Source organism: Lactobacillus xylocopicola (assembly GCF_033096005.1).
Taxonomy (GTDB): Bacteria; Bacillota; Bacilli; order Lactobacillales; family Lactobacillaceae; genus Lactobacillus; species Lactobacillus xylocopicola.
This window is the reverse complement of record NZ_AP026803.1, coordinates 1,430,025-1,452,289: the sequence shown is the minus strand read 5'-3', so window position 1 is coordinate 1,452,289 and position 22,265 is coordinate 1,430,025. Positions and strand designations below refer to the sequence as shown.

General features: G+C 42.8%; 20 protein-coding genes and 2 pseudogenes. 18 read left to right on the top strand and 4 right to left on the bottom strand.

The window, feature by feature from the left end; translation table 11 throughout:
- The first annotated feature begins 16 nt into the window (after positions 1-16).
- The 9 genes and pseudogenes from R8389_RS07035 to R8389_RS06995 all read left to right on the top strand — a co-directional run bounded on the left by R8389_RS07035 (position 17) and on the right by R8389_RS06995 (position 7,159).
- On the top strand, positions 17-1,882 hold the full coding sequence (locus R8389_RS07035; RefSeq protein WP_317637317.1) for an FAD-dependent oxidoreductase: 1,866 nt from the start codon (positions 17-19) through the stop codon (positions 1,880-1,882).
- Positions 1,883-1,952: 70 nt separating this feature from the next.
- Positions 1,953-3,392, top strand: coding sequence for a vinyl phenol reductase (vprA, locus tag R8389_RS07030; RefSeq protein ID WP_317637316.1), 1,440 nt, complete (start codon positions 1,953-1,955; stop codon positions 3,390-3,392).
- Positions 3,393-3,774: 382 nt separating this feature from the next.
- Positions 3,775-4,410 (top strand): hypothetical protein, encoded by a 636-nt coding sequence (locus R8389_RS07025; RefSeq protein ID WP_317637315.1) that lies wholly within the window; start codon positions 3,775-3,777, stop codon positions 4,408-4,410.
- 457 nt (positions 4,411-4,867) lie between these two features.
- Positions 4,868-5,164: a bacteriocin immunity family protein gene (locus R8389_RS07020; protein WP_317637314.1), complete on the top strand. Its 297-nt coding sequence runs from the start codon at positions 4,868-4,870 to the stop codon at positions 5,162-5,164.
- 128 nt (positions 5,165-5,292) lie between these two features.
- Positions 5,293-5,622: pseudogene (locus R8389_RS07015) on the top strand (DNA/RNA non-specific endonuclease); the annotation flags it as partial.
- A 146-nt stretch (positions 5,623-5,768) separates the two neighbouring features.
- Entirely contained in the window at positions 5,769-5,957 is a 189-nt protein-coding gene (locus R8389_RS07010; RefSeq protein ID WP_317637313.1) for a type II toxin-antitoxin system HicA family toxin, read from the top strand.
- Between the two features lie 68 nt (positions 5,958-6,025).
- The gene (locus tag R8389_RS07005) at positions 6,026-6,406 is read left to right on the top strand and encodes a type II toxin-antitoxin system HicB family antitoxin (protein WP_317637312.1); all 381 of its coding nucleotides are present in this window, start codon (positions 6,026-6,028) and stop codon (positions 6,404-6,406) included.
- Between the two features lie 454 nt (positions 6,407-6,860).
- A pseudogene (locus tag R8389_RS07000) lies at positions 6,861-7,025 on the top strand (helix-turn-helix domain-containing protein); the annotation flags it as partial.
- Positions 7,022-7,159 carry a hypothetical protein gene (locus R8389_RS06995; RefSeq protein ID WP_317637311.1) on the top strand — a complete coding sequence of 46 codons (138 nt, stop codon included), beginning with the start codon at positions 7,022-7,024 and terminating at the stop codon, positions 7,157-7,159. The pseudogene R8389_RS07000 and the gene R8389_RS06995, both read left to right, overlap by 4 nt.
- A 67-nt stretch (positions 7,160-7,226) precedes the next feature.
- Here the strand turns inward: R8389_RS06995 and R8389_RS07890 are convergent, their stop codons facing one another.
- The 4 genes from R8389_RS07890 to R8389_RS06980 form a co-directional block, all read right to left on the bottom strand.
- Positions 7,227-7,307, bottom strand: a complete 81-nt coding sequence (locus tag R8389_RS07890) for a hypothetical protein (RefSeq protein WP_425604673.1) — start codon at positions 7,305-7,307, stop codon at positions 7,227-7,229.
- Between the two features lie 732 nt (positions 7,308-8,039).
- Positions 8,040-9,032, bottom strand: a complete 993-nt coding sequence (locus tag R8389_RS06990) for a helveticin J family class III bacteriocin (protein WP_317637310.1) — start codon at positions 9,030-9,032, stop codon at positions 8,040-8,042.
- Positions 9,033-9,177: 145 nt separating this feature from the next.
- The gene (locus tag R8389_RS06985; protein ID WP_317637309.1) at positions 9,178-10,269 is read right to left on the bottom strand and encodes an SLAP domain-containing protein; all 1,092 of its coding nucleotides are present in this window, start codon (positions 10,267-10,269) and stop codon (positions 9,178-9,180) included.
- Between the two features lie 410 nt (positions 10,270-10,679).
- Positions 10,680-12,035, bottom strand: a complete 1,356-nt coding sequence (locus R8389_RS06980; RefSeq protein ID WP_317638265.1) for a threonine/serine exporter family protein — start codon at positions 12,033-12,035, stop codon at positions 10,680-10,682.
- Positions 12,036-12,221: 186 nt separating this feature from the next.
- Between R8389_RS06980 and R8389_RS06975 the strand changes: the two genes are divergently transcribed.
- From R8389_RS06975 to R8389_RS06935, 9 genes are all read left to right on the top strand, one after another.
- Entirely contained in the window at positions 12,222-12,980 is a 759-nt protein-coding gene (locus tag R8389_RS06975) for a DeoR/GlpR family DNA-binding transcription regulator (RefSeq protein WP_317637308.1), read from the top strand.
- On the top strand, positions 12,977-13,891 hold the full coding sequence (pfkB, locus tag R8389_RS06970) for a 1-phosphofructokinase (protein WP_317637307.1): 915 nt from the start codon (positions 12,977-12,979) through the stop codon (positions 13,889-13,891). The genes R8389_RS06975 and pfkB overlap by 4 nt, the downstream gene beginning before the upstream one ends.
- Positions 13,892-13,906: 15 nt before the next feature.
- Complete coding sequence (locus tag R8389_RS06965; protein WP_317637306.1) at positions 13,907-15,856, top strand: PTS fructose transporter subunit IIABC; 1,950 nt, start codon at positions 13,907-13,909, stop codon at positions 15,854-15,856.
- Between the two features lie 249 nt (positions 15,857-16,105).
- Positions 16,106-17,806: a LytS/YhcK type 5TM receptor domain-containing protein gene (locus R8389_RS06960; protein ID WP_317638264.1), complete on the top strand. Its 1,701-nt coding sequence runs from the start codon at positions 16,106-16,108 to the stop codon at positions 17,804-17,806.
- A 12-nt stretch (positions 17,807-17,818) separates the two neighbouring features.
- Positions 17,819-18,550 (top strand): LytR/AlgR family response regulator transcription factor, encoded by a 732-nt coding sequence (locus R8389_RS06955; RefSeq protein ID WP_317637305.1) that lies wholly within the window; start codon positions 17,819-17,821, stop codon positions 18,548-18,550.
- 170 nt (positions 18,551-18,720) lie between these two features.
- A complete protein-coding gene (locus tag R8389_RS06950) occupies positions 18,721-19,161 on the top strand; it encodes a CidA/LrgA family protein (RefSeq protein WP_317637304.1) in 441 nt (146 codons plus the stop codon).
- On the top strand, positions 19,161-19,886 hold the full coding sequence (locus R8389_RS06945; protein WP_317637303.1) for an LrgB family protein: 726 nt from the start codon (positions 19,161-19,163) through the stop codon (positions 19,884-19,886). Before R8389_RS06950 ends, R8389_RS06945 begins: the two co-directional genes overlap by 1 nt.
- 283 nt (positions 19,887-20,169) lie before the next feature.
- Complete coding sequence (locus R8389_RS06940) at positions 20,170-21,051, top strand: metal ABC transporter solute-binding protein, Zn/Mn family (protein WP_317637302.1); 882 nt, start codon at positions 20,170-20,172, stop codon at positions 21,049-21,051.
- A gap of 19 nt (positions 21,052-21,070) precedes the next feature.
- The gene (locus R8389_RS06935) at positions 21,071-22,252 is read left to right on the top strand and encodes an SLAP domain-containing protein (RefSeq protein WP_317637301.1); all 1,182 of its coding nucleotides are present in this window, start codon (positions 21,071-21,073) and stop codon (positions 22,250-22,252) included.
- The last annotated feature ends 13 nt before the right edge of the window (positions 22,253-22,265 follow it).

The window sequence follows — 22,265 nt, the reverse complement described above, 5'->3', positions numbered from 1 at the left end:
TGAAAGGAATTAAATTATGACCCGAAAAATCACTAATAAACCAGGCAAGTACAGTGGTTCAGGCCAGGGTAAAGAAGAACGAATTAACCTCGAGGTTGAAGTTGGTGCTGATCAAATTACTGGTATTAAACCGTTGGATAAGTATGCACCAGACAGCTTAAATGACAGTGCCTTTAAGAAGATGGCCCAAAAAATTCTTGACCATCAATCGGTTGATGTTGATGTAGTATCTGGTGCATCTGAAACCTCCCGCGGCATCATTGAGGGCGTCAAAGAAGCCTTGGGTAAGGCCGACGTTGACCTCAATGCCCTAAAGGAAAATAGCGCTCAAACCAGTTCTACAGCTAAAAAAACAATCGACGTTGACGTCGCTGTTGTTGGTGCTGGTGCAGCCGGTGCAGCAGCAGCTTTGGCCGCTCGGCAACACGGTGCCAGTGTTGCGCTACTTGAAAAAACCATTTCACCACTTGGTGCTGGCACTTTTGCCGGTGGAATGTTTGCTGCTGACAGTCAACAACAAAAAGACCAAGACAAGGTGGTTTCTAAGCGGTGGCTGTATGAAGAATACATGGATGCTTCCCAAGGTTACATGAATTCGCTCTTGGTACGCCGGATTATTGATGAATCTGGTAAGACAGTTGACTGGCTCAACGAAAATGGGGCAATCATGAAGCTAGTTGATGCCGGTACTGGTGGTAGTTTTGACCATATTGGGATGCCGGCTACCCTTCATGGCTACCAAGAAGGTGGTACCAAGGCAATTACTAAGCTGATTGAGCAGTTTAAGTCAGTTGGCGGGCAAATGTACTTTGGTTTTGCTGGTAAAAAACTGCTGACTAACAGTGAAGGTAAGGTTGTTGGCTTGGTGGCCCAAGGCGATGACCAGGAACTGCAAGTTAACGCCAAGAAGGTCATCATTACTACCGGTGGCTTTGGTGGGAACCCAGAAATGCGCAAACAGTACCTGGGCGATGTCAGCACCCAAGGGCAGGTTCTGCAAAATACTGGTGATGGTTTGAACATGGCTTGGAATGCGGGGACTGCCCACCATATTAATGGTTCGACCCACTACTTCTGGCAAACCTTTAGCGACCAGGACGTTGCTGATTTAGTTAAGCTAATTGGTCCTAATTGGATGGCTTTGACCGGCCTGGCCAACTTCCCGAACTTACGGGTTAACAACCGCGGCCAACGCTATGCCAGTGAAAGTCACGTTTTGGACTTTGCTGTTCACGGTGCTGAATTATCTGAACAACCGCAACAAACTGAATTCGTTATTTGGGATCAAGCTGCGCTGAATAAGATTAAGACCGGTGGTACGGCAGCGATTGAAGATCACTATGGCAAGTGGAAGGACCACAACCAATTCTACATGGAATTCAACTTCCCGACCGATACTGATGATGCAATTAAGCGCGAACATGAGAAGATGGACTTCTCCAGCCTCTTAACTAAGCTTGAGTCAACTAATGTGGTTTTCATCGGCAAGACGATTGAAGAGCTGGCTGAGCAGATGGGCGTAGATAAGGACAACTTGCAAAAGTCCGTTGATCAATACAACGAAGCCAAGCAGAAGGGTGAAGATGACTTGTTCTTCTCTGACACCAAACGCATGGTACCAGTTGAAGAAGGGCCATTCTATGCCGTTAAGTTTATTGCACGTAACTTGGGAACGCTTGGTGGTGCAACAATTGACGAAAAGATGCACGCATTAAATCCTGCGGGTGAACCGGTCCCTAACCTTTACGTAGCTGGTGCCGATGCCTCGGGCATGTACGGCAAGGCATACGTCGATTTTGAAGGTGGCACTTTAGGCTTTGCTTATATTTCTGGTCGCTTAGCTGGAATCGATGCTGCTGAAATGGCAAAAGTGGATAAGTAGTTAACTAAGAGCATGGATGAATTAAAGGAGACTTAGTTTGTGCATGCTTTTTGTTCAAAGGAGAATAACCATGGAACAATATGATGTAGTAATCGTCGGTGCCGGCCTTGCTGGCTTTGCCGCCGCCGCTGAAGCAGCTGATGACAACTTAAAGACCCTATTGATTGAAAAAGGCCGGACTACGGGGGGAACGGGTAATTATGTTGAAGGTGTGTTTGCTGCTGATTCCGAAATGCAGAAGCAGCAAAATGTGGTCATGGACAAGCAGGAACTGCTGGAAGAAGAACTAACTTATTCCCACTATAAGGCCGATGGCAAGATGTGGCAGCAGTATATTGACCAGGCTGGGAAAAATGTTTCCTGGCTAAAAGAGCGAGGAGTAGACTTTATTACCGTCGCCGGTCTGGGTGATGGTGCGCAAACCTGGCACTTGTTCAAGGGGAAGGGTCATGATGCAATCCATAATGGCTTAGAGCCTTATGCTAAAGGCAAGGGGCTGGAAGTTCTTACTTTAACGCGAGTAACCGGGTTGAAGCAAAGGGCTGACCACACGTATGAAGTGACTTTAACTAATGTTGAAGATAAAAGTATACAAGTGATTATTGCCCAAAACGTTGTTCTAGCTACTGGTGGTTACTTGAACGACCAGGAGCTGCTGGAGAGTACGCCGCACCAAAATCCGTACAATATTATTCCGGTCAATTCGGGCAAAAACACTGGTGACGGTCTGCGTCTAGCCTGGAACTTGGGTGCTAAAAAGTACTTCACGGGGATGGCCATGATGTTTGGTGGACAGCTCAAGAGTAAAAAGATCCCGTCATTTAAGTTATGGGGAACTGCAATCTGGAGCTCCGTTTGTGATCAGCCGCAAATGTGGGTTAATGAACTGGGCGAGCGTTTTGTCGATGAAAGTGCCTGCGTGGTCAACTGGGCTAACGAAGGTAATGCCATGAACCGGCAAGATCGGGTCTTCTGTATTTTTAGCCAAAAAATTCTGGATGACTTTACCGACAAGTCTTTCCCGCGGTCAATGAAGCCATTCGTTCCGGAAGATCGTTATCCCAGCCTGCGCGCTGATCTTGCTAAGGCTGAAGCAGAAGGTCACGAATACCTGCACAAGGCTGATAACTTAACAGACCTGGCAAAAGAAATTGCCACGCCTAACTTAGTTGACTATGTTAAACATTACAACGAGATGGCGGCACAGGGTGAGGACACAGACTTTCACAAACCGGCAAAGTACATGCTACCCGTTGATGGTGACGGTCCTTTCTATGCCATCGAACTGGGCGTTGGTGCTTACACAACTGGCGACGGCCTGCGGGTCAACACGAACAATGAGGTTCTTGATGCTCAGGGTCGACCAATCGAAGGTATCTACGCGATTGGCGGAGATGGTTCAGCTGTTCTCTACGGTGATACCTATGGCGTCAACGTACCGGGCACACATGCCGGTTACTGTATCTTCTCTGGCCGTAACGCAATTAAGGCAATTGCCAGCAAAAAATAAAAAACTTCTTAGTAAGAGCGAGGCTCGCTTTTTGCCTGCGACTGCTCTATAATAAAGAAAGAAGAGCGGGCGATTGATGCTCGCCAGTTTTTCCAGCATTAATGAAGGCTAATCCTTGCGGTTAGCCTTTTTGCTTGCCGCTAACAAGGGGAGGCCGACTATGCCATTCAACCCGGCTACCCTGATTTTTGCCATGCTAGATATTTATCATTAATGAAAAAATCAAAGGCCACTGATATTTCTTAAATAAATAAAACTTTACCTTGTAATATTTGTAAAACTTTTGTAATATAAATGTTATGTAAATGAAAAATAAATGCAAAAAGCGCGCTTGCATAACATTTTTCTAAGGTCGTCATTTATTTTTTTAGGAGATATTATTATGAAAAAAGTTGCAAAAGTCCTGTTAACTGCGCTGCTGCTTGCTGTTTCAGTGGCAGTGTCATTTCCCACAAACAATGTTATTGCAGCAGATGCTAAAACGCCAAAAGCAGTTCGGTATGATACAGATAAAGCTTGGACTAGAAAATTAGCTAAAGCTGGTTATGTCTTTATGTTGCCTAACGCTGACAAGGGAGCGTTGATCAAAGCTAATGGCAATTCCTATAGCAAAAAAACACTAAATAAAATTGTCAACAACTTTACACTTTTTAAAGTGAAAAGGATCAAATCAGTTCATAACGGTGTATTTGCTGATCTAGTATCAAAAAATGGCAAATATAAGGGTTCTACCACTTATGTAAATGGTTTTTACAATAAAAATTTACTGAATGAAAAGCTTGAATTGCTGATTAATGTTGAGTTAACCGTAATGAATGCTAAGGATTTGGGTAAGCCCACAGACGGTCTGCTAACGCAGGCCGAAGCGATAGCTGCTGGTTTGACTGGACAAAACAAAAAAATTGCATTGACTTCAATCAGGCAATTAAAGGATTACATTAAGTGGGGGACGATGGCAGAAACACCAGTGCTTTTAGTTGGGCGCTATCCCGGTAATGTTTTAGAGGAAATAAAATAAATGAATGCAAGTAGAGGAATTTGGATTAAATGAGGTCTAAAGGCGGTTGTCGATAAGGACTTGTATTACTGTTAGAATTAGAAGAGTGATGAGAAAAATGACCTCGATCAAAAGATATTTAGCAAAAAATAGAAAAAATTATCTAAGTATGTCGAGAAAGCAGAGAATAAGTTATAATCTCCATAATTCGATTTTTGCGATAGTAGTTGCACTGATATTTATGATTTTCAGAAATCAAATACTTGCTTTCTTCCATAATATAAAATATTTCGCAAAAACACCCGATATTTTAGTAGTTATTATCTATGCTTTCACAGTTGCTTTTGCATGGACATTTTTCAAAAAAATCATTCTCCACATTTTTCACGAGTATAATAAAAAGTAGCATATTGTTTAGTTGACTATTTGCTAAGGCCTGACTTTATGTGGTTGACAGTGATAAATAAAGGTGTTTACGATGAAACAAGAAAGACCAGAGCAGATTTTGCTAACGGAAATTGATTCTTGTCTGCAAAGCCCTATTACAGCAGCAGAAAAGAAGCTATTTCTTAATACAAAAAAACGCTTAGAAAAAAGAGCATATTTTCCTGCTATAGTTAATTCTCTCAAGATGGAACTAACTCCGCTTGCTATTCGACAAGAGTTATCAGAAAGTGGAAGAAAGATTTATAAATTATTACTTGATCCAAAATTCCCTGCAGATAAGGGATTAGGCATAGGATTAGCGACAATCTTTGGTGGACACGTAGGCTAGGTATTATCAGCCTTAAATTGTGCGCCATGTAGTTTACAATTGATGAAGCATGATACTAAAGACCAAGCGTCCGGGAAAAGTGCTCTTTAATTTAAACTAAAAAATTCTACAATTTGAAAAGTAATTTGGCGGGCATTGATCAAGACGGAATTTACAATCCAAGAAATAAGTCGAGCGACCAAAATAATCCGAAAAATCTATTTACTCAAACGGCTTTTTCTAATCAAAAGATCCAAACCATTTATGAAAGTGAAGTTCGTACAGCTCTATATCAAGGACGCCGCGTAATTTATCAAGCAACCCCTATTTTTCGTGGCCAAAAATTAATGGCTCGCGACATTAATCTACAAGCTGTCTCCACTGACGGCAAACATAACTTTAATGTTTACCTATTCAATGTTCAGCCAGGGTTTGTATTTAACTACAGCAACGGTCAAACAAAAGTCGTTAGAAACTAAATAATGGGCAATATAAAAGCCACTCTTCATAGAGCAGCTTTATCCATTTCTATTTTTCGACATTATATAAAATTGTTACTTTTTTGATATTATACGTATTAAAGCGTATAATAATATATAGATAAGTTAGAAAGGAGAGCGATAAAATGCCTATGACACCCCGAGCCATGATTAAGCTTTTGGAAAAAAACGGGTTCATCAAAAAGTCACAAACTGGCTCACATGTGAAGTTATACAATCCAAGTAGCAATACTACTACGGTCGTACCCATGCATTCAAATGTAATGTCTAAAGGCTTGGAGCAAAGCATTTTAAAGCAAGCAGGGCTTAAATAGCCATTCTTGTTGCCCTTTAGCTATTTTTTAACTAACTATTCAACTAAAGAAGTCAAAGGAGAAGGAACATGACAAAGTTACTAGTATACCCAGTATTATTACACCAGGAAGAAAAAGGATATTCTGTTACTGTTCCTGATATTCCAGGCGCTCTGACTGAAGGAGATACACAAACAGAAGCATTGATCATGGCAGCAGATGCCATCGGTTTAATGCTAGAAGATCAAACAGAATATCCTAAAGCTACGCCTCTAGATAATATCAAAACAGGTGACGGTGATTTTAAGGCTCTTGTTACCATTGACATGGACGAATTTCGTCGTAACAATCCTAAAACTGTTCGTAAATCTGTTACTGTTCCTCAGTATTTAGATAAATTAGGAAGAAAGAACGGTGTTAATTTCTCAGCTATTCTAACAAAAGCTCTGCGCACAGAATTGAATATCTAAAAGAAACCCACAGCAAGTTTTTAGTAATGAACGAAAAGAAACAGGTATTAAAAATGCTTTTGAATATAAAATTTCAATAACTGATTATGGACTTGATCTTTCAGAGGTTGCAAGATTGACACGTGAACATATAAATTCTAATAATATTTGATAGACCATCTATCACTAGAGTTTAAAGAAGTCACTTTAAAGTGACTTCTTTAATTTTCCTAGAGTAGTTGAAAAAGCAGCTAATAAAGCTCATACTACGTCTTTTTCAAATAAAGCAATAGAAGAAATTTTTTGTTCCTGTCAAAACTAACACTTGATGAAGAATAAGATTGTACTAGGTTAAACTGGTCTGGTCTTTTTCTACGCAAAATCAAGTAATATCAATAAATAATTTAACTTTTATGTTTAAAATTGTGTGGATTATCGCCAAGCTTTAGCTATTCTTTAGTTTAGCTGTCTTCCTTATGGCCGCAAGCCCAAATTCAATAAGGACAGTCCGCAATTGCAACCCGCCTTTAAACTTTACCAAAGTGGCATGACTGATATTGCCGTTAGCAGGGTAACTGGAATCAATCGGATAACATTTAAGCGGTATAGAGAAAAACTAGGGATAACCCGATTAATTTGATCAAGAACTTAATCAAGTTCTTGTGCAAAATCAGTTTAATCATGCTAGAATATAACTACAGAGAAAAAGAAGCCGTGCAAAAACAAGACCTCTTCTCTGAATTTCAAGCAGCCGCTTTAAAGGCGGTTGACTAAGTTACTGATTAATCAAAAAGACCAATCCCATAACCTGTCAGAGTTATTGCTGGGACGGTCTTTTTGTTTACCTGTACTTGTCGATATAGGTCAACAAGACAATAATAAACGAGGCAAATGCCAGCGCTAATTCTAGCGCATGATACACACTCACCGACTGCACACCTTCCTAAAAGATTTCGTGCCATAGGCACCCTCTCCTTTCAAGTGAAACAGCCAACCGCCCTCAAAACAATTTGCCATTAATTCAAACCTAATTATAACAAACATTGTATTGTTCCTAAACAACAATAATAGCTTAATTTAAAAGAGGGAACCACTTCATTGTAATTGTCCTCCTTGTTTTATATAATTAAGATAAAAGCACCAGTAAGGGAAGGGCGAATTTTCTTCTACTGACTTACCTAAATAGTAAAAATAATTTTGATAGCTACAACTTACAAATGAATCGTAGTCGATACCTTTGTAAGTTGTAGCTTTTTGTTTTCGCTTTCAACCATAAGGTATGAGCATACATAGAAGGAGAGTTATACACTTCCTTAACGTGCAGTAATAATAAAAAATAAGCACTAGAAGACTAACACTAAAAAAAAACAAGGCTGTACCAAATCAAATTGGTACAGTCTTGGAATTTTTTTGAATTATATATGATTGAATGTTAATAAAGTTAACCACAGTAAACCCTCCAGATGGATTTTGTTCCAATCTGGAGGGGTAACTTCAATGTCTAAGTTCTTGATACTTTGAGTCAATACAACTAAAAGCTACATTTTACTAAGGCTAGGCTAAACAAGCTGCTATAATGAATATGTGATAAATATATGTTGCTGTAATAATTATATTTATCAGGGGGAGACAGTCTTTGGACTGTCTTTTTTTGTTAAAAAGTCCATGACAACTCATATATCATATTTAAAACAGTTTTATTTTTATAGTTTTTGTCCTTTTTCGTCGGTTTCTTTATTTTTGACTTTGCATGATAAGCAACTGTTACATAAGCATGATCTGGGCCCAAAATCTGTATTCCTTCAACTTCTGAATGCTTGCCAGAAATATCAATACCTTTCCAAGCACTTAAGTTTACGTTGCCCCAATTAGAAGTATCTGTACGGAAATTCCATGGAATCTTGATAATTTCTTTATGATGAGCAGTATATTTTCCTGTTTTCTCGTCAAAAACAGGCGCTTTCTGGCTAGTAATGTAAATATTGCCCAAATCGTCTAAATCATAACCTTGGATTGAATTCATTAAGCCACTAGCACCAATCAAATTATGAATAGTAAAACTTTCTTCGCATTGGAAATCTCCAAGATTAATAAATCCAGTTCCTGCAGCAGTTAGAGCATCATTAATAAGTCCCATATCATAAATCGCAAAATGACCTGTACCATCATATTCAACCGTTGCAATCAAAAAATTATGATATTTTGGAGAAACAGCTGCTTCGGCTCGTTTCATCTGAGCTCCAGTACATCTATCTTCCGGATAGCCTGCAAGATTCAGATATGCAATTCGGGGGAAAGCCGTATTAGAACTATGGGCTACGCCCATAGTTTTAATATTGATGCGCGCAATTTGCTTAGCCCATGGCTTTAAATCTTTATTAGGCTTAACCCCAATGAACCAATTGTTTGCAATGCCAGAATATTCCCAGGTCTGAGTATGACCGGCAGCAGTCCCTGTTAAATGTAATATTGGATTAGAAATACTGCTTCCAGGGGTACCACGTAAAACGAAAGTTTCAGCTTGTTGATTTCGCAGTTGCAATGCGTAAATATATTTCTTCCCAACATTTCCTTTCTGTGCCACAGACGCATGGCCAATATTTAAATTATATTGACTTCCAATCGAAACATTTGTAGTTTCTTTCATTTTATAAAACCTCCTATAAATTAATAATCTATAAGGAACTTTTGTTCCCCGAATTGAATATAGCACTTATTATATTTAAATGCAAACGTATGTTTGAAAGAAGCTAAAAAAAGAAGCCACCAGTGTGGTTTCTTAATGTTATTTTTTACTTGTTAGCCGCAGCTCTTGCTTGGTCTTCAGCTTCTTCTAATGTGTTGATTGGCTTTAATTTGACGCCATCGACAAACTTAACAGCTTTTGCTTTAACATAGCCATTGCCCACATCTATTTTATCTATATTGCCTGTGGCATAAAATTTATGACCAACTAGGTGATAGAAAAGATCTGCTTTTTGCTCACTTGGTACCCAAATGTATAGTAGCTGGTCTACTTTCAAATGACCAGCCTGTTTAACAATTTTATGTCCATTATGGTCTTGCATCGTGCCATCTGCATTATATACATCTGTATCCTGGTAAAACTTTATATAGCTGAAATTTTCTTTATCGTAATTATGGAGTGGTAGCTTCTTCTTGGCTTTAACGTCTTTAGACCATAACCACTGATTAGTTCCTTTAATACGGTAAATTTCAGGGTCGGGGCCAAATTGTGCCCTTTCATCCATAATAGTTTCTGCTGGTTCGCCGGTTTCTAAACGATCCACTTTAAACCTAGCCCTTGCCTTGATGTGCTTCTTGGTTTCTTGCCCAGAATGCTCGTAAATCACAGATCCACGTTTTCTAGTTACTGTTACCGTTGTCTCTTCTGTTGGTGAACCAATTATTGGCCCAACATTGCTGGCCTTTATATATTGCTTTGAGGGGCCACCGATTCTAAAGCAACGCTTGCCGTTTTTAAAACGTAGGTTGCTGCCATATGTAATGATGGTTTTTCCTTTTTTAACTAGCCCCAGGCCGGCCTTGCGTGAACCAGTGGCATATACATAGGAATTATGTTTAACCTTGCGCTTAACTCCGTCAATATTAGCAGCCTTGATCAGCCGCTGCTTCTTGGTATCAAGCCAGTAATACGGCTGTTTATTAATTATTACTGGCCGGTCAATGGCCCTGACACTTGAAAAGGCCCGGTATTTGTTCTTGGTACGCTTACCACTTAGGGTATAGGCTACTGAATTATGCATAAGGGTCTTGGTAATGACATGGTCGGCTGCTTTTACTGGCTGCGTGCCAAGTGCTGTGGTGCTTATCCCTAACAAGGTAGCAGTCAATAATGCAAGCATTTTCTTGTTTACGTTCATGCGTCTCTCCTTTCTTGACTAGTACTAACACTATTATAGGGCTCTTTGAGTGCAATAGATATATTCTTAACCTCTTGAATAAAAAAAGTGATTTGTAATAAGAGATAAATCTTTTATCACAAATCACAAAAGATTTATCTTTTACGATTTAAGATATTTTTTGAATTCTTCGCTGTTCAAACCAATTTGTAGAAGATCATCTAGCACATCAACTGCACCAGTTTTTTCATCAGATAGAGTATTATACCTAACATTTTAAAGTTAGCATTATAATCTTACCTGAGCTGCTGCAAATACTTGGCTGTCTTCAAGGCACCAGTAAATGCTGCTTGTTGTGTTTGCAAAACAATAGCAATTGCATCAGAAGCTAATATTGAGCATTTAGCCATTTGGGATGCTTTTTCTAGATATTAATCTGCGTGCCGCCACTTGGCGTCGGTCAAGATGCGGGCTGTTAATAAGCCAATCGGCAAAGCTGTGATAATCATCAAGGCGTTCATAATCCAGTAGGCACCGACATTAATGTTGGTGACACCGAAGTTGAAGACAGCGCGGTACATGTAAAGCCCGGGTACCATGATGACAATTGCGGGCACCGTAATGGCAATGCGGGGAAAGCCTACCCGGTCGCGGAAGAAGCTGGCGATGAGGCCGGCTAAGAGGGCACCGATAAAGGCGGCTAAGGCAGCCGGCAGGTGGTTGAAGTCAACTAGGCTCAGGCGCAAGGTGTTGGACAGAGCACCGATGAGGGCGGCAACAGTTGCCATTGCTGGTCTGGCGTTGAACATGATGGAAAAGCCAAAAACCCCGCAGAAGCTTGCAAGTAACCGCGAGCTGGTCAATAGTGCAGGACTCAGGTCTAGCTTGGGCATTGCACCGGGAGATAGCTTGAACATCGTTGCTGTTCCCCAGCCAACCATTGTCGCAATCATGACAATTAACACTGCGTAGGCTAACCGCTCCAATCCGGATCGCATGTCTAGTTTGGACATGTCGAGGCCAGAGGTAATAAAGGGAAAGCCCGGAATGACATAGAGCATGGCACCCAGATATCCGTAAGCGTGGTTGTGGTCCCAAGCCCAAACTGCCTCGCCCAGTCTGAAGCACAAGAAGTAAATGGCACAAGATACGGCCACGCCAACCGCAATTTTCGCAACCAGGGTGATTTTGTGCTTGCCCATTAACATGCGGATGTAGTTACCGGCAGTGGCCCCGCAGAAGGTGCAGGCCATTTCGATTATTCCGCCCCCTAGCAGGAAGATGAAGGCCGCACAGGCTAGGCCAGCACTCAAGGCAGAGACAGCGAGTGGGTAGCTCCGGGTATGGCGCTCAATTTGGTTAAGTTGGTGGTGGACCGTACCAATAGTCAGGGTATCAATGTCACGTTCAAACCGGCGGACAAAGTTTTCAAGTTCATTTAACTTGTTCATGTTGACATCGGTTGTTGGCAGCGACAGCGTTTGCGAATAGGACAGATTGTCAACGTCAAAGCAAGTGTATTCAATGGTAACTAAGCCAATATCGGCAGAGCAAGTAATGTCTAGAGCGCGAGCAGCCGTGTTCATCGAATCACGCACGCGCCAAGCACCTGTACCGCATTCTAGTAGCATAATTCCAATGCGACCGACCAGCGAGCCTTTTTCAACTAACGTTGTATACTTAATGGGGGTCTCATCGGGGCTTTTGTAGAAATCTTTCCAGTGAATTTTCATATGATGTCTGGTAGAGATATGGTGTCTTATTTCTTTTGCTTTAGTTTCATCCATTGCCAACTGCGGCGACCTTTCTTGATAGATATAGCATTTCTCATTTTACCACAAAGAAAAAAGGCCGTATTAAACGAGTTGCTTGAAATTTTTTGAATTTTTTTGCACAAAAATAATTTATTTTGCACATAAATGATTGATTTTTGCTAGCGGGCAGACTAAAATATTCAAGGAGGTGAGGATGACATGTTAACGCCAGAACGGCAAAAACTAATCGAAAACTACGTTAACCAGCATGAATTGTGCCGGGTCAGTGACTTGTGTACCATTGCTGCGACATCGGAATCAACCATTCGTCGCGATCTGATTCAGATGGAGAAGAAGGGGCAGTTGAAGCGGATCCATGGTGGGGCCCAGTCCGTCAAGAACTTCACGCATGACGTTTCCCAGCATATTCGCTTCACCATGAACCATGATGAAAAGATTCGAATTGCTCGGTATGCAGTCCAACAGTACGTCCATGAGGATGATTACATCTTCATTGATGCGGGCACGACTGCCTATGAAATGGTGCCGTTCTTAGCAACCATGCAGGGCGTGACAGTTGTAACTAATGGACTTGAAACCGCACTAGGTGCGCTTAATCATGGCATTAATACGATGCTTCTGGGCGGCCAAATCAAGGAAGACACTCATGCCGTAGTTGGCCAATTTGCACTTGAGCAGCTACAGGGCATGAACTTTGCGGCCAGCTTTGTCGGAGCTAACGGCATCGATTACCAGGGCGACTTGACTACGCCTGATCCCGAAGAAGCCGCAATCAAAAAATTAGAAATTGCTCGTTCCAACCACACTTATGTGTTAACTGATGCTTCCAAGCTGGGTGAGCGCAATTTTGCCGTTTTTGGTAATGTCAGTCAAGTCACCGTGATCACGACCGCGCTTGCTGCGCGGCAGAAGGACTTGCTGCCCGCTGAGGCAGATTTGAAGGAGGTAATAGATTGATCTATACAGTTACTGTGAATCCAGCCTTGGATTATGTTATTCAGATTGACCAGGTCGATCGTGGCAGCGTCAACCGCAGTGGTGATTGTGCCTTTCTAGCTGGGGGCAAGGGGATTAATGTTTCCCGCATTCTGAACCAGCTAGATACGGATAACACTGCTTGGGGCTTTGTGGGCGGCTTTACGGGCAAGGAATTAGTCCGCCAGCTCAACCAGTACCACATTGTCAATGACTTTGTGAAGATTTCTGATCCCACCCGGGTCAATGTTAAGGTCCACGCTCAAGAAGAAACGGAAATTAATGCTGCCGGCCCCAATGTCACCAACCAAGAAATAACCGCCTTTAAGGCGCGGCTAGCTGATTTACAAAAAGACGACGTCGTCGTTATGAGTGGTTCGCTGGCTCCTAGTCTGCCAGCTGACTTTTACAAGCAGCTACTGCCGGAAATCAAGGCCGCAGGTGCTGAGTTTGTGGTTGATACAACAGGCCAGGCCTTGCTTGATACGTTGGCTTACCAGCCCTTAGTTATTAAACCCAACCATCATGAACTCGCCGATCTTTTCCAAACAACTTTTGAAACAGACGCAGAAATGCTGGCAGCAGCGCGCAAATTGCTTGAGCGCGGCGCTCAGAATGTCTTGGTTTCGATGGCTGGGCAGGGCGGCTATCTGGTCACTAAAGAGCAGATTTATCATGCCAAGGCCGCAATTGGTACCGTCGTTAATTCGGTTGGAGCTGGAGATTCAATGACCGCCGGATTTGTGGGTACATACAGGCAAACTGGTGATCCAGCTGCAAGTTTTCGGATGGGGATGGCCTGTGGCGCCGCCACTGCCTTTACGCAAGATATTGCAGTAAAGGGTCAGATTGAGGCGGTTTTGCCCCAGATAAAAGTAGAAAAAATTTCGTAGATAAGAGGGATGGAAATGAAAATTAGAGATATTTTAGCTCCTGAATCCATGATTATGTCGTTGCAGGCGACCGATAAGGAAGAGGCCATTAAGGAGATGGCCGCTTTAGAGGTCAAGACCGGCATTGTTAATGATGAAGAGGAGTTTATCAAGTCAATCTGGGCCCGTGAAAACGAGTCAACTACGGGCATCGGTGATGGCATTGCCATGCCACATGCGCGTAATAAGGCGATTAACAAGGCCCGGGTCCTCTTTGCCAAAAGTGCCAAGGGGATTGACTATAATGCCCTTGATGGTCAGCCGGTTTATTTATTCTTCATGATTACAGCCCCAGATGGTGCTGATAATACGCACTTACAAGCCTTGGCTAAGCTTTCGGGGTTGCTGATTGATCCTGAGCTAGTTAAAGCTCTGAAGCAGGCTCAGACACCAGAAGAAGTAATTCAGCTTTTTGAAGATGCGGAGCAAAAGAGTGATGCTGCTAAACAGGCAGAAAAGGCGCATGCAGCCAGCTCAACGGGCGCAGGTGAAGAGCGTCCACTAATTGTCGGAGTAACTGCATGTATCAATGGTATTGCCCACACCTACATGGCTCAAGAGGCCTTAATCAAGGCGGGTAAGGAGCGCGGCGTTGATGTCCGCATTGAAACCAATGGTTCAGAAGGCGTCAAAGACAAGTTAACTGCTGATGAGATTAAGCGGGCCCAAGGTGTAGTCATCGCCTCTGATAAGAAGGTCGACATGCCCCGCTTTGATGGTAAGCCACTGGTCACGCGGCCGGTAGTTGATGGCATTAACAAGCCAGATGAACTGATTAGCAAAATCTTGGATGATGAGGCCAGCGTCTACCACTCTGATAGTCAAGCGACCCAAGCAGGTAATGAGACCAAAAAAGGTGTCTGGGGTTCAATCTACCAGAACTTGATGAATGGTGTATCCCACATGTTACCGTTTGTTATCGGTGGTGGGATCCTCATGGCAATTTCTTTCATTGTGGAGAACTATGCTGGTGGACCTAAGTCGCCTGCCTTCATTTTCCTGAACAATGCTGGTAATATGGCTTTCGCTTTTATGGTGCCGATTCTCTCCGGTTATATTGCCGAATCAATCGGAGACCTGCCGGCTCTGATGCCCGGTTTTGTGGGCGGCTTCATGGCTACGGTCTATACCGGAGCTTATGGCGGGGCATACGTTGCTAACGTCTTGACCAATGCCAAATCGCCTGCTGGCTTCCTTGGTGGTCTTGCTTCCGGTTTTATTGCTGGTTACTTAGTAGTTGGTTTGAAGAAGCTGTTTGCTAAGCTGCCGAAGTCGCTTGAGGGGATGAAGCCGATGCTCATCTACCCAATCTTGAGCCTGCTCCTGATTGCCCTCATCATGTACTACATTGTCAATCCAGTCTTTAGCTCAATCAACTTTGCAATTTCTAACTTCCTAAACCAAATGGGTACGGGTAACTTAGTGGTCCTGACCACAATTCTAGCTGCCATGATGTCCATTGATATGGGTGGACCTTTCAACAAGGCGGCCTATGTCTTTGCTTCTGGTGCCTTTGCCAATGACCCGCATTCAACTGTTGCGGCTGTCATGATGGCTGCTGTGATGGTTGGTGGCATGGTGCCACCGTTTGCGACCGCCATTTCGACCGCCTTCTTTAAGAATAAGTACACGGAAGATGAGCGCCGTGCTGGTATCAGTAACTGGATTTTAGGCTTCTCCTTCATTACTGAAGGTGCCATTCCCTTTGCAGCTGCCGATGCTGGTCACGTTTTACCGTCCTGTATTTTTGGTTCCGCTGTTGGTGGTGCTTTAGTAGGATTATGGCGGATCGGAGTTCCTGCACCGCATGGTGGTCTGTGGGTTTCACCTCTTTCCAACCACATTGTACTTTACTTCCTAGCTACCATTATTGGCTCAATAATTGCCGGGGTAATTTTGGGTCTGTGGAAGAAGCCTATTGAATAAGTAATAGGGTAAGATAATAAAACAGTTTATGGCAAATGACCATAAACTGTTTTTTTGCGGGATAAAGTTAAGCAGCTAATTGGGTCAATTAAGACCCTGATTTTTGCAGTTGAATGCTGATTATCAACATCGGGTATAATAGTATGGAATACTTATATGTTAAAAAGGGCTTAGTCCAACACCAAGCAGAAAACGGAGATTATTGTGTTTAACCTATTTATTTTGCTGGCCGAGCGGCTAGGGATCATCATGGTCCTGGCATTTTTGCTGGTCAACATGCGCTTTTTCAGGGACCTAATTGAAGAACGAACACTCAAATCACAGACTTGGTTATTTGTAATCTTCTCTTTGTTTGTTGTTGTTGCTAACCTGGCTGGGGTTGAGATCTCTAGTTCTAAGGAAATCATTGCACCGCTGATTGTTACCGGCATGCCGCAGTCCGACTCGATTGCCAACACCCGGGTGTTGGTTATTACAACGGCCAGTCTGACTGCAGGACCCTATGTGGGGATGCTGGTTGGGTTAGTGGGTGGTCTGCACCGGGTTATTTTTGGGGGCTTTTCTGATTACTTTTACATTGTCAGTTCAGTTTTGATTGGCTACTTAGTCGGTGTTTGGGGCGATCGGGTGAAGAAGAACAACTTATACCCGTCGACTCTCTGGGTGGCAATTTTGTCTCTACTGGCAGAGCTGATTCAGATGGCCTTTATCTTTGCCTTTCGCGGTTTTGGCTTAATCAAACTGGTCTTTGTACCGATGATTTTACTGAATACAATTGGGTCAAGTCTATTTATTGAAATTCTCAAGACTTACTTGTCTAATGAACGACAGCTGCGCGCTGTCCAAACCAAGGACGTCTTGGAATTAACTAACAAGACCCTGCCATACTTTCGCCATGGCCTTGATCTAGATTCGGCCGCGCATGTCTGCCAGATTATTAAGGAGTACACCAACTTTGATGCGGTCGGACTGACGGATCGGGTCAACGTGCTGGCCCATGTCGGTGCGGGCCAGGATCATCATATTGCTAATGAACCCGTAATTACTGACCTGTCGAAGACGGTGATTTCAGCAGGTAAGGAAAAGCGAGCTTATACGAAGGCAGAGATTGGTTGTCCCCACCAGGATTGCCCCTTAACTTCAGCAATTGTTTGTCCCCTGCAGGTAAATAAAAAAACCATTGGGGCGCTCAAGTTATACTTCTGCGAGCAAAGAAAAATGACGGTGGTCGAGGAAAACTTGGTCCGCGGCCTGGCCATGATTTTTTCAGGCCAACTGGCGATTGGTATTGCGGAGCAGCAGACCAGCTTGGTCAACGAAGCCGAAATCAGAGCCTTACAGGTGCAGATTAACCCTCACTTTTTCTTCAATGCCATCAACACGATTGGGGCCTTGATGCGGGTTGATGTTGACAAGGCCCATGAGGCCCTGATGGAGCTTAGTACCTTTTTTAGGTCAAGCCTTAAGAATGGGCAGTCAAAGGAAATCACGCTGGAACAAGAAAAACGCTATGTAAGTGCCTACACGGGCATTGAGAGTTTGCGCTTTCCTAATAAGTTCACGGTGAACTACCGGATTGATGTGCCAGAAACGACCTTGATACCATCCTTTTGCTTGCAAATCTTTGTCGAGAATGCGATTAAGCATGCTTTTAAAGGTAGGAAAACCGGTAATAAGATTGTTATTAACTTGTGTAGTAGGAATCAAAACCTGGAAATTACGGTTAGTGATAATGGTAGCGGCATTGAGCCCGCAATTCTAAAACGCTTAGGCCAAGAGACTATAAGCGAATCGCAGGGCAGTGGGACCGCCCTCTATAACCTTAATCGCCGGCTCAAGGGTTTGTACGGTACTAGCAGTGAACTTCAAATCACGACCGGTCCCACCGGTACTTCTTTTAGGACAGAGATTCCCTTAAAACAGGCCAAAAGCAAGAGTAAAGAAAGTTAGAAGGAAACTAAGATGAGGATTTTAGTGGTTGATGACGAGCCGTTAGCGCGGACCGAACTATCGTATCTAATTAAAAAAAGCCCAAGCTTGCAAAAGCAGACAGTTAAAATTTACCAGGCAGAAGATATTAAAGAAGCCCAGACGGCTTTGCTTAAACATCAGATTGACCTGATGTTTTTGGATATCTCGTTAAATGAAGAGAATGGGTTCGAACTTGCAGACGAGCTAAAACAGTTGTCTTACTTACCGATGATTGTATTTGCGACGGCCTACGATGAGTATGCAGTTAAGGCCTTTGACGTTGGTGCACTTGATTATGTCCTAAAGCCCTTTGAACAGGAACGGATTGACCAGGCGCTTGCCAAGGCGGTCAGCACGCTGGCAGCGAAGCAGGGACCGGCCCCAGATAACGCCGAAAGTGAAGTGCTAAGTATTGAACTTGAGGATCGGAATGTGATTATCAAGAAGCTCGATGTGGTAACTGCAACAGTTAACAATGGGGTGTTGACAATTTCTACTGCTAAGCAAAAGTATGAAAGCAGAAAAACTTTAGCTTGGCTCAAGGCACGGTTGACTGATTCGCGCTTCCTACAGGTTCACCGCAACGCCGTGGTTAACATTGAAGACATCAAGGAGATTCAACCCTGGTTCAACCATACCCTTTTGTTAATTATGAGTAATACAGAAAAGATTCAGGTGGGTCGTTCATACCGCAAAGATTTGAATGAACGCTTAGGGATGTAGTACATAACTGGAAAATCTTGATTCTGAAGATTGACTTGTGAAATTGCTTGGGTGCAGTTCACAGGTCTTTTTTGGTTGTTCACGACTTAACCGCTTACAAAAAGCAAGTTTTGACTTATCTTATTACTTGAAAGCAAGGAAGATGTAATTAAGAAAGGAAATGAGTTTTTATGGAAAAGGAAAAGGAAAAAACAAAGTCAGCACCGATTTTAGTTCAGATGTTGATTTACGCTGCAATTTTATTTGCAGCCCAAATGCTGTCTGACTTGATGCCCAAATCATTCCCAGTACCGACACCGGTAATTGGGTTGGTTCTGCTTTATGTTTTATTGACAATTCATGTTGTTAAAGTAGAATGGGTCGATTCCTTTGGTAGTGCATTAATTTCGCTAATTGGCTTTATGTTTGTACCATCAGGAATATCGCTGGCGGCTAACCTAAAGATTATGAGAGAGCAGGGCCTGCAACTGGTTATTGTAGTGATAGCTTCAACGGTTATTTTGTTAGTCGTTGTGGCATATACAACCCGCTTCTTTAGCTGGCTCGTTAATAAGGTGACGAAGAATCAGCTTGAGGTTGCTGACCAGAAAAAAGTGGAGGATGTTAAGTGATGAAATTCCTAGCTACACCTTTGTTTGGTGTTTTCCTGTCATTAGTTGTTTTTCTAATTGGCCAATGGCTATTCAAAAAATCTAAAGGCTTCTTCCTCTTCCAACCGCTCTTTGTAGGCATGGTCTTAGGAATTGCAGTGTTGATTGTCCTGGCCAAGTTCTTGGGGACGACAACCGCTGAAGTCTATACCAAAGCCTATAAACCGGGCGGCGATATCATTTTCTGGTTTATTACACCAGCCACGATTGCTTTCGCTGTACCATTATATAAGCGTAATGATGTTGTTAAGAAAAATTGGCTCGTCATTCTGTTAGGTTTAGTCTGCGGGACGTTTATTTCAATGGTACTAATTACATTAGTTGCCAAGGCGGTTGGCCTTGATAGTGTCGGGATTAAGTCGATGCTTAGCCAGTCAGCCACCACTGCTGTAGCCATGCCACTGACCCAGTCAATTGGCGGCAATCCGTCAGTAACGGCCATGGCATGTATTCTCAATGCGGTAGTTATCTATGCCTTGGGTAAGCAGTTGGTTAAGTGGTTCAATTTGAATCGTGATCCCCTCGGTGCTGGCCTCGGCCTTGGTGCTGCGGGGCACACGATTGGCTCAGCTTTTGCTTTGGAAATGGGCTCGACGCAAGGCGCCATGGCAGCTGTAGCAGTTGTTGCAACGGCTTTAGTCGATAATATGTTGGTTCCAATCTTTGCCCATCTGATTGGATTGTAGTTTATTTTTTAGTAGTTATTATTTATTAACATTTACTTACACTAAAGGCGTGCGGCTTAACCGCGCGCTTTTTAGTTTGGCTAAAACTAGTGGCGCCCAATAATGTGAGAATTATTAGCAGTTCCATTTACTATTTGTAAGTAAGAATGCTTTATTGTATAATAGTTACTAATTGTAAGTGAACACCACTTGCTGATCAAACTACCAAGCTAACAATCAAAATAACCCAGTAACCAGATACAATGTCAGAAGTGATTTTTTGAAGAAAGAAGAGAGAACAGATATGAAAAAGAACAGTAAAATTTTAGCTTTTATTGCAATGCTTAGCCTGCTCCTGCTAACCCTAACGGCGTGTTCGCAAAAGCCTCAAAAAGATAGTAAAATATCAATTATGACGACGACGAATGTTTACGCTGATATTGCGCAAAATGTGGTGGGAAAGTATGGTACTGCTAAGGCAGTGATCAAGAATCCAGCGGCCGATCCGCATGATTTTGAACCGACCACCAATGATGCCAAGGAATTATCAAATGCTGATATCGTTGTTGCCAATGGCTTAGGCTATGATAATTGGATGAACAAGTTGGCTTCATCGGTTAACAAGAAACCCCTGTTAGTTAGTGAAGACCTGATGGGGCTGAAAAAGGGCGCTAATCCGCATATTTGGTTTAATTTAGCGATGCCAGAAAAGTATGTTAACTACTTGGTCAAAAGATTGAGTAAGAAGGATCCCCAGCATGCTGATGCATACCGCGCTAATGGGCGTAAGTATTTGGCCAAAATTGCTGGCATCCAAAAAACGGCCAGTCAGATTGACGGTCGCGATAGCAAACCCGTTTACGTGAGCGAACCGGTCTTTGACTATGCTTTAGAGGCTGCTCACTTAAAGGTGGGCAACCAGGACTTTGAAAAGGCAATCCAAAATGAAACGGATCCGAGTCCGGCTGTTGTGCAGGAAATGACGAATGGTATCAAGAAGCGGCGCATTGCCTTTATGGTACTTAACTCGCAGACCTCTAGTTCAACCGTCAATAATTTTGTCAAGCAAGCTAAAAAGCAGAATTTACCAATCTTAAAGGTCCGGGAGACGATTCCTAATAATACGACCTACCTGGATTGGATGACCGCCAATTATCAAAAGCTAGCAAAAGTTGTGAATAATTGACTTAGATGAGGAAGAAAAAATGAAAAAGATAATTGCAGCCATGGCATTGGCTACGGGGCTCATTGTGCCTGTCCAAACCGCAAGCGCAGCAGTAGAAGTTCATGCCAGTACCATTAACGATACAGCCAAGCAAAATTCATTCAGTGGCGTGACCGACCTAGAGCAAATGCTCAAACAGGAAGGGATTCAGTACAACAGTTTTACGGCTAAAAACAAGATAAACTACCGTTATGGTAAACCTGAAGGGGTGGTTATTCATGAAACTGCAACCCCTGGAGCAAGCGCCCATTCAGAAGCAATTTACTTTAACCGGGAGTGGATGAATATTTATTCATACGTCCATGCCTTTGTTGACCACACCGGCGTTATCCAAATGACCACGCCTGATTATGGTGTCTGGGGAGCTGGCCCCAATGCTAATAACCGTTTTGTCCAGGTCGAATTGTGCCAAGAAAATAATCAGGCTGACTTTGCCAAGAGCATTAATAATGATGCCATTTACGTGGCGCAAATAATGCACAAGTATAACCTAGTGCCTGATAATGCAGTTCATGACGGCAAAGGGACAGTTTGGTCCCACCATGCTGTTTCAAATTTTTTAGGCGGTACTGACCATACCGATCCGGATGGCTACTTTGCTAAATGGGGATATTCAATGGATGAGTTTTATGATCTCATCAAATATTACTATGACCAGCAAGGGTCTTCGGGTAGTACTGATGGGGATTCTGCTAATAAACAGCCAGAAAAACCTACTAAGCCAGCTGCGCCAAGTAAGCCGTCCGTGCCCGCTAATAAGCCGACTACGCCAAGTAAGCCAGCACTACCTACTCCTATTACCACTAGAACTTTAATGCACAATGCGAAAGTTTATGATGCAAGTGGTACAGCTGCTGATCTGCCAACCAAAAAAGCTGGTAGCAGCCTGACCATTTATGGTAATAAGACTATCAAGGGTAAGAAGTACATGCAGATTGGGGTAGATCAATACGTCGTTGCCAGCAACGTTGAAGGCAAGCTGCAGTCGCTGAATCATAATGCCTTTGTCTATGATAGGAAGGGCTGGCGGGTTAACACCCCTAAGTTATATCGCGGCAACTACCTTAGAACATATGGCGGCCGCGTAAAAATCAAAGGTCGCCGGTATTATCAAATCAATGTCAACCAATTTGTTAAAGTTGGTAATTTTAGCCGCTATTAGTAAGGAGTTATGT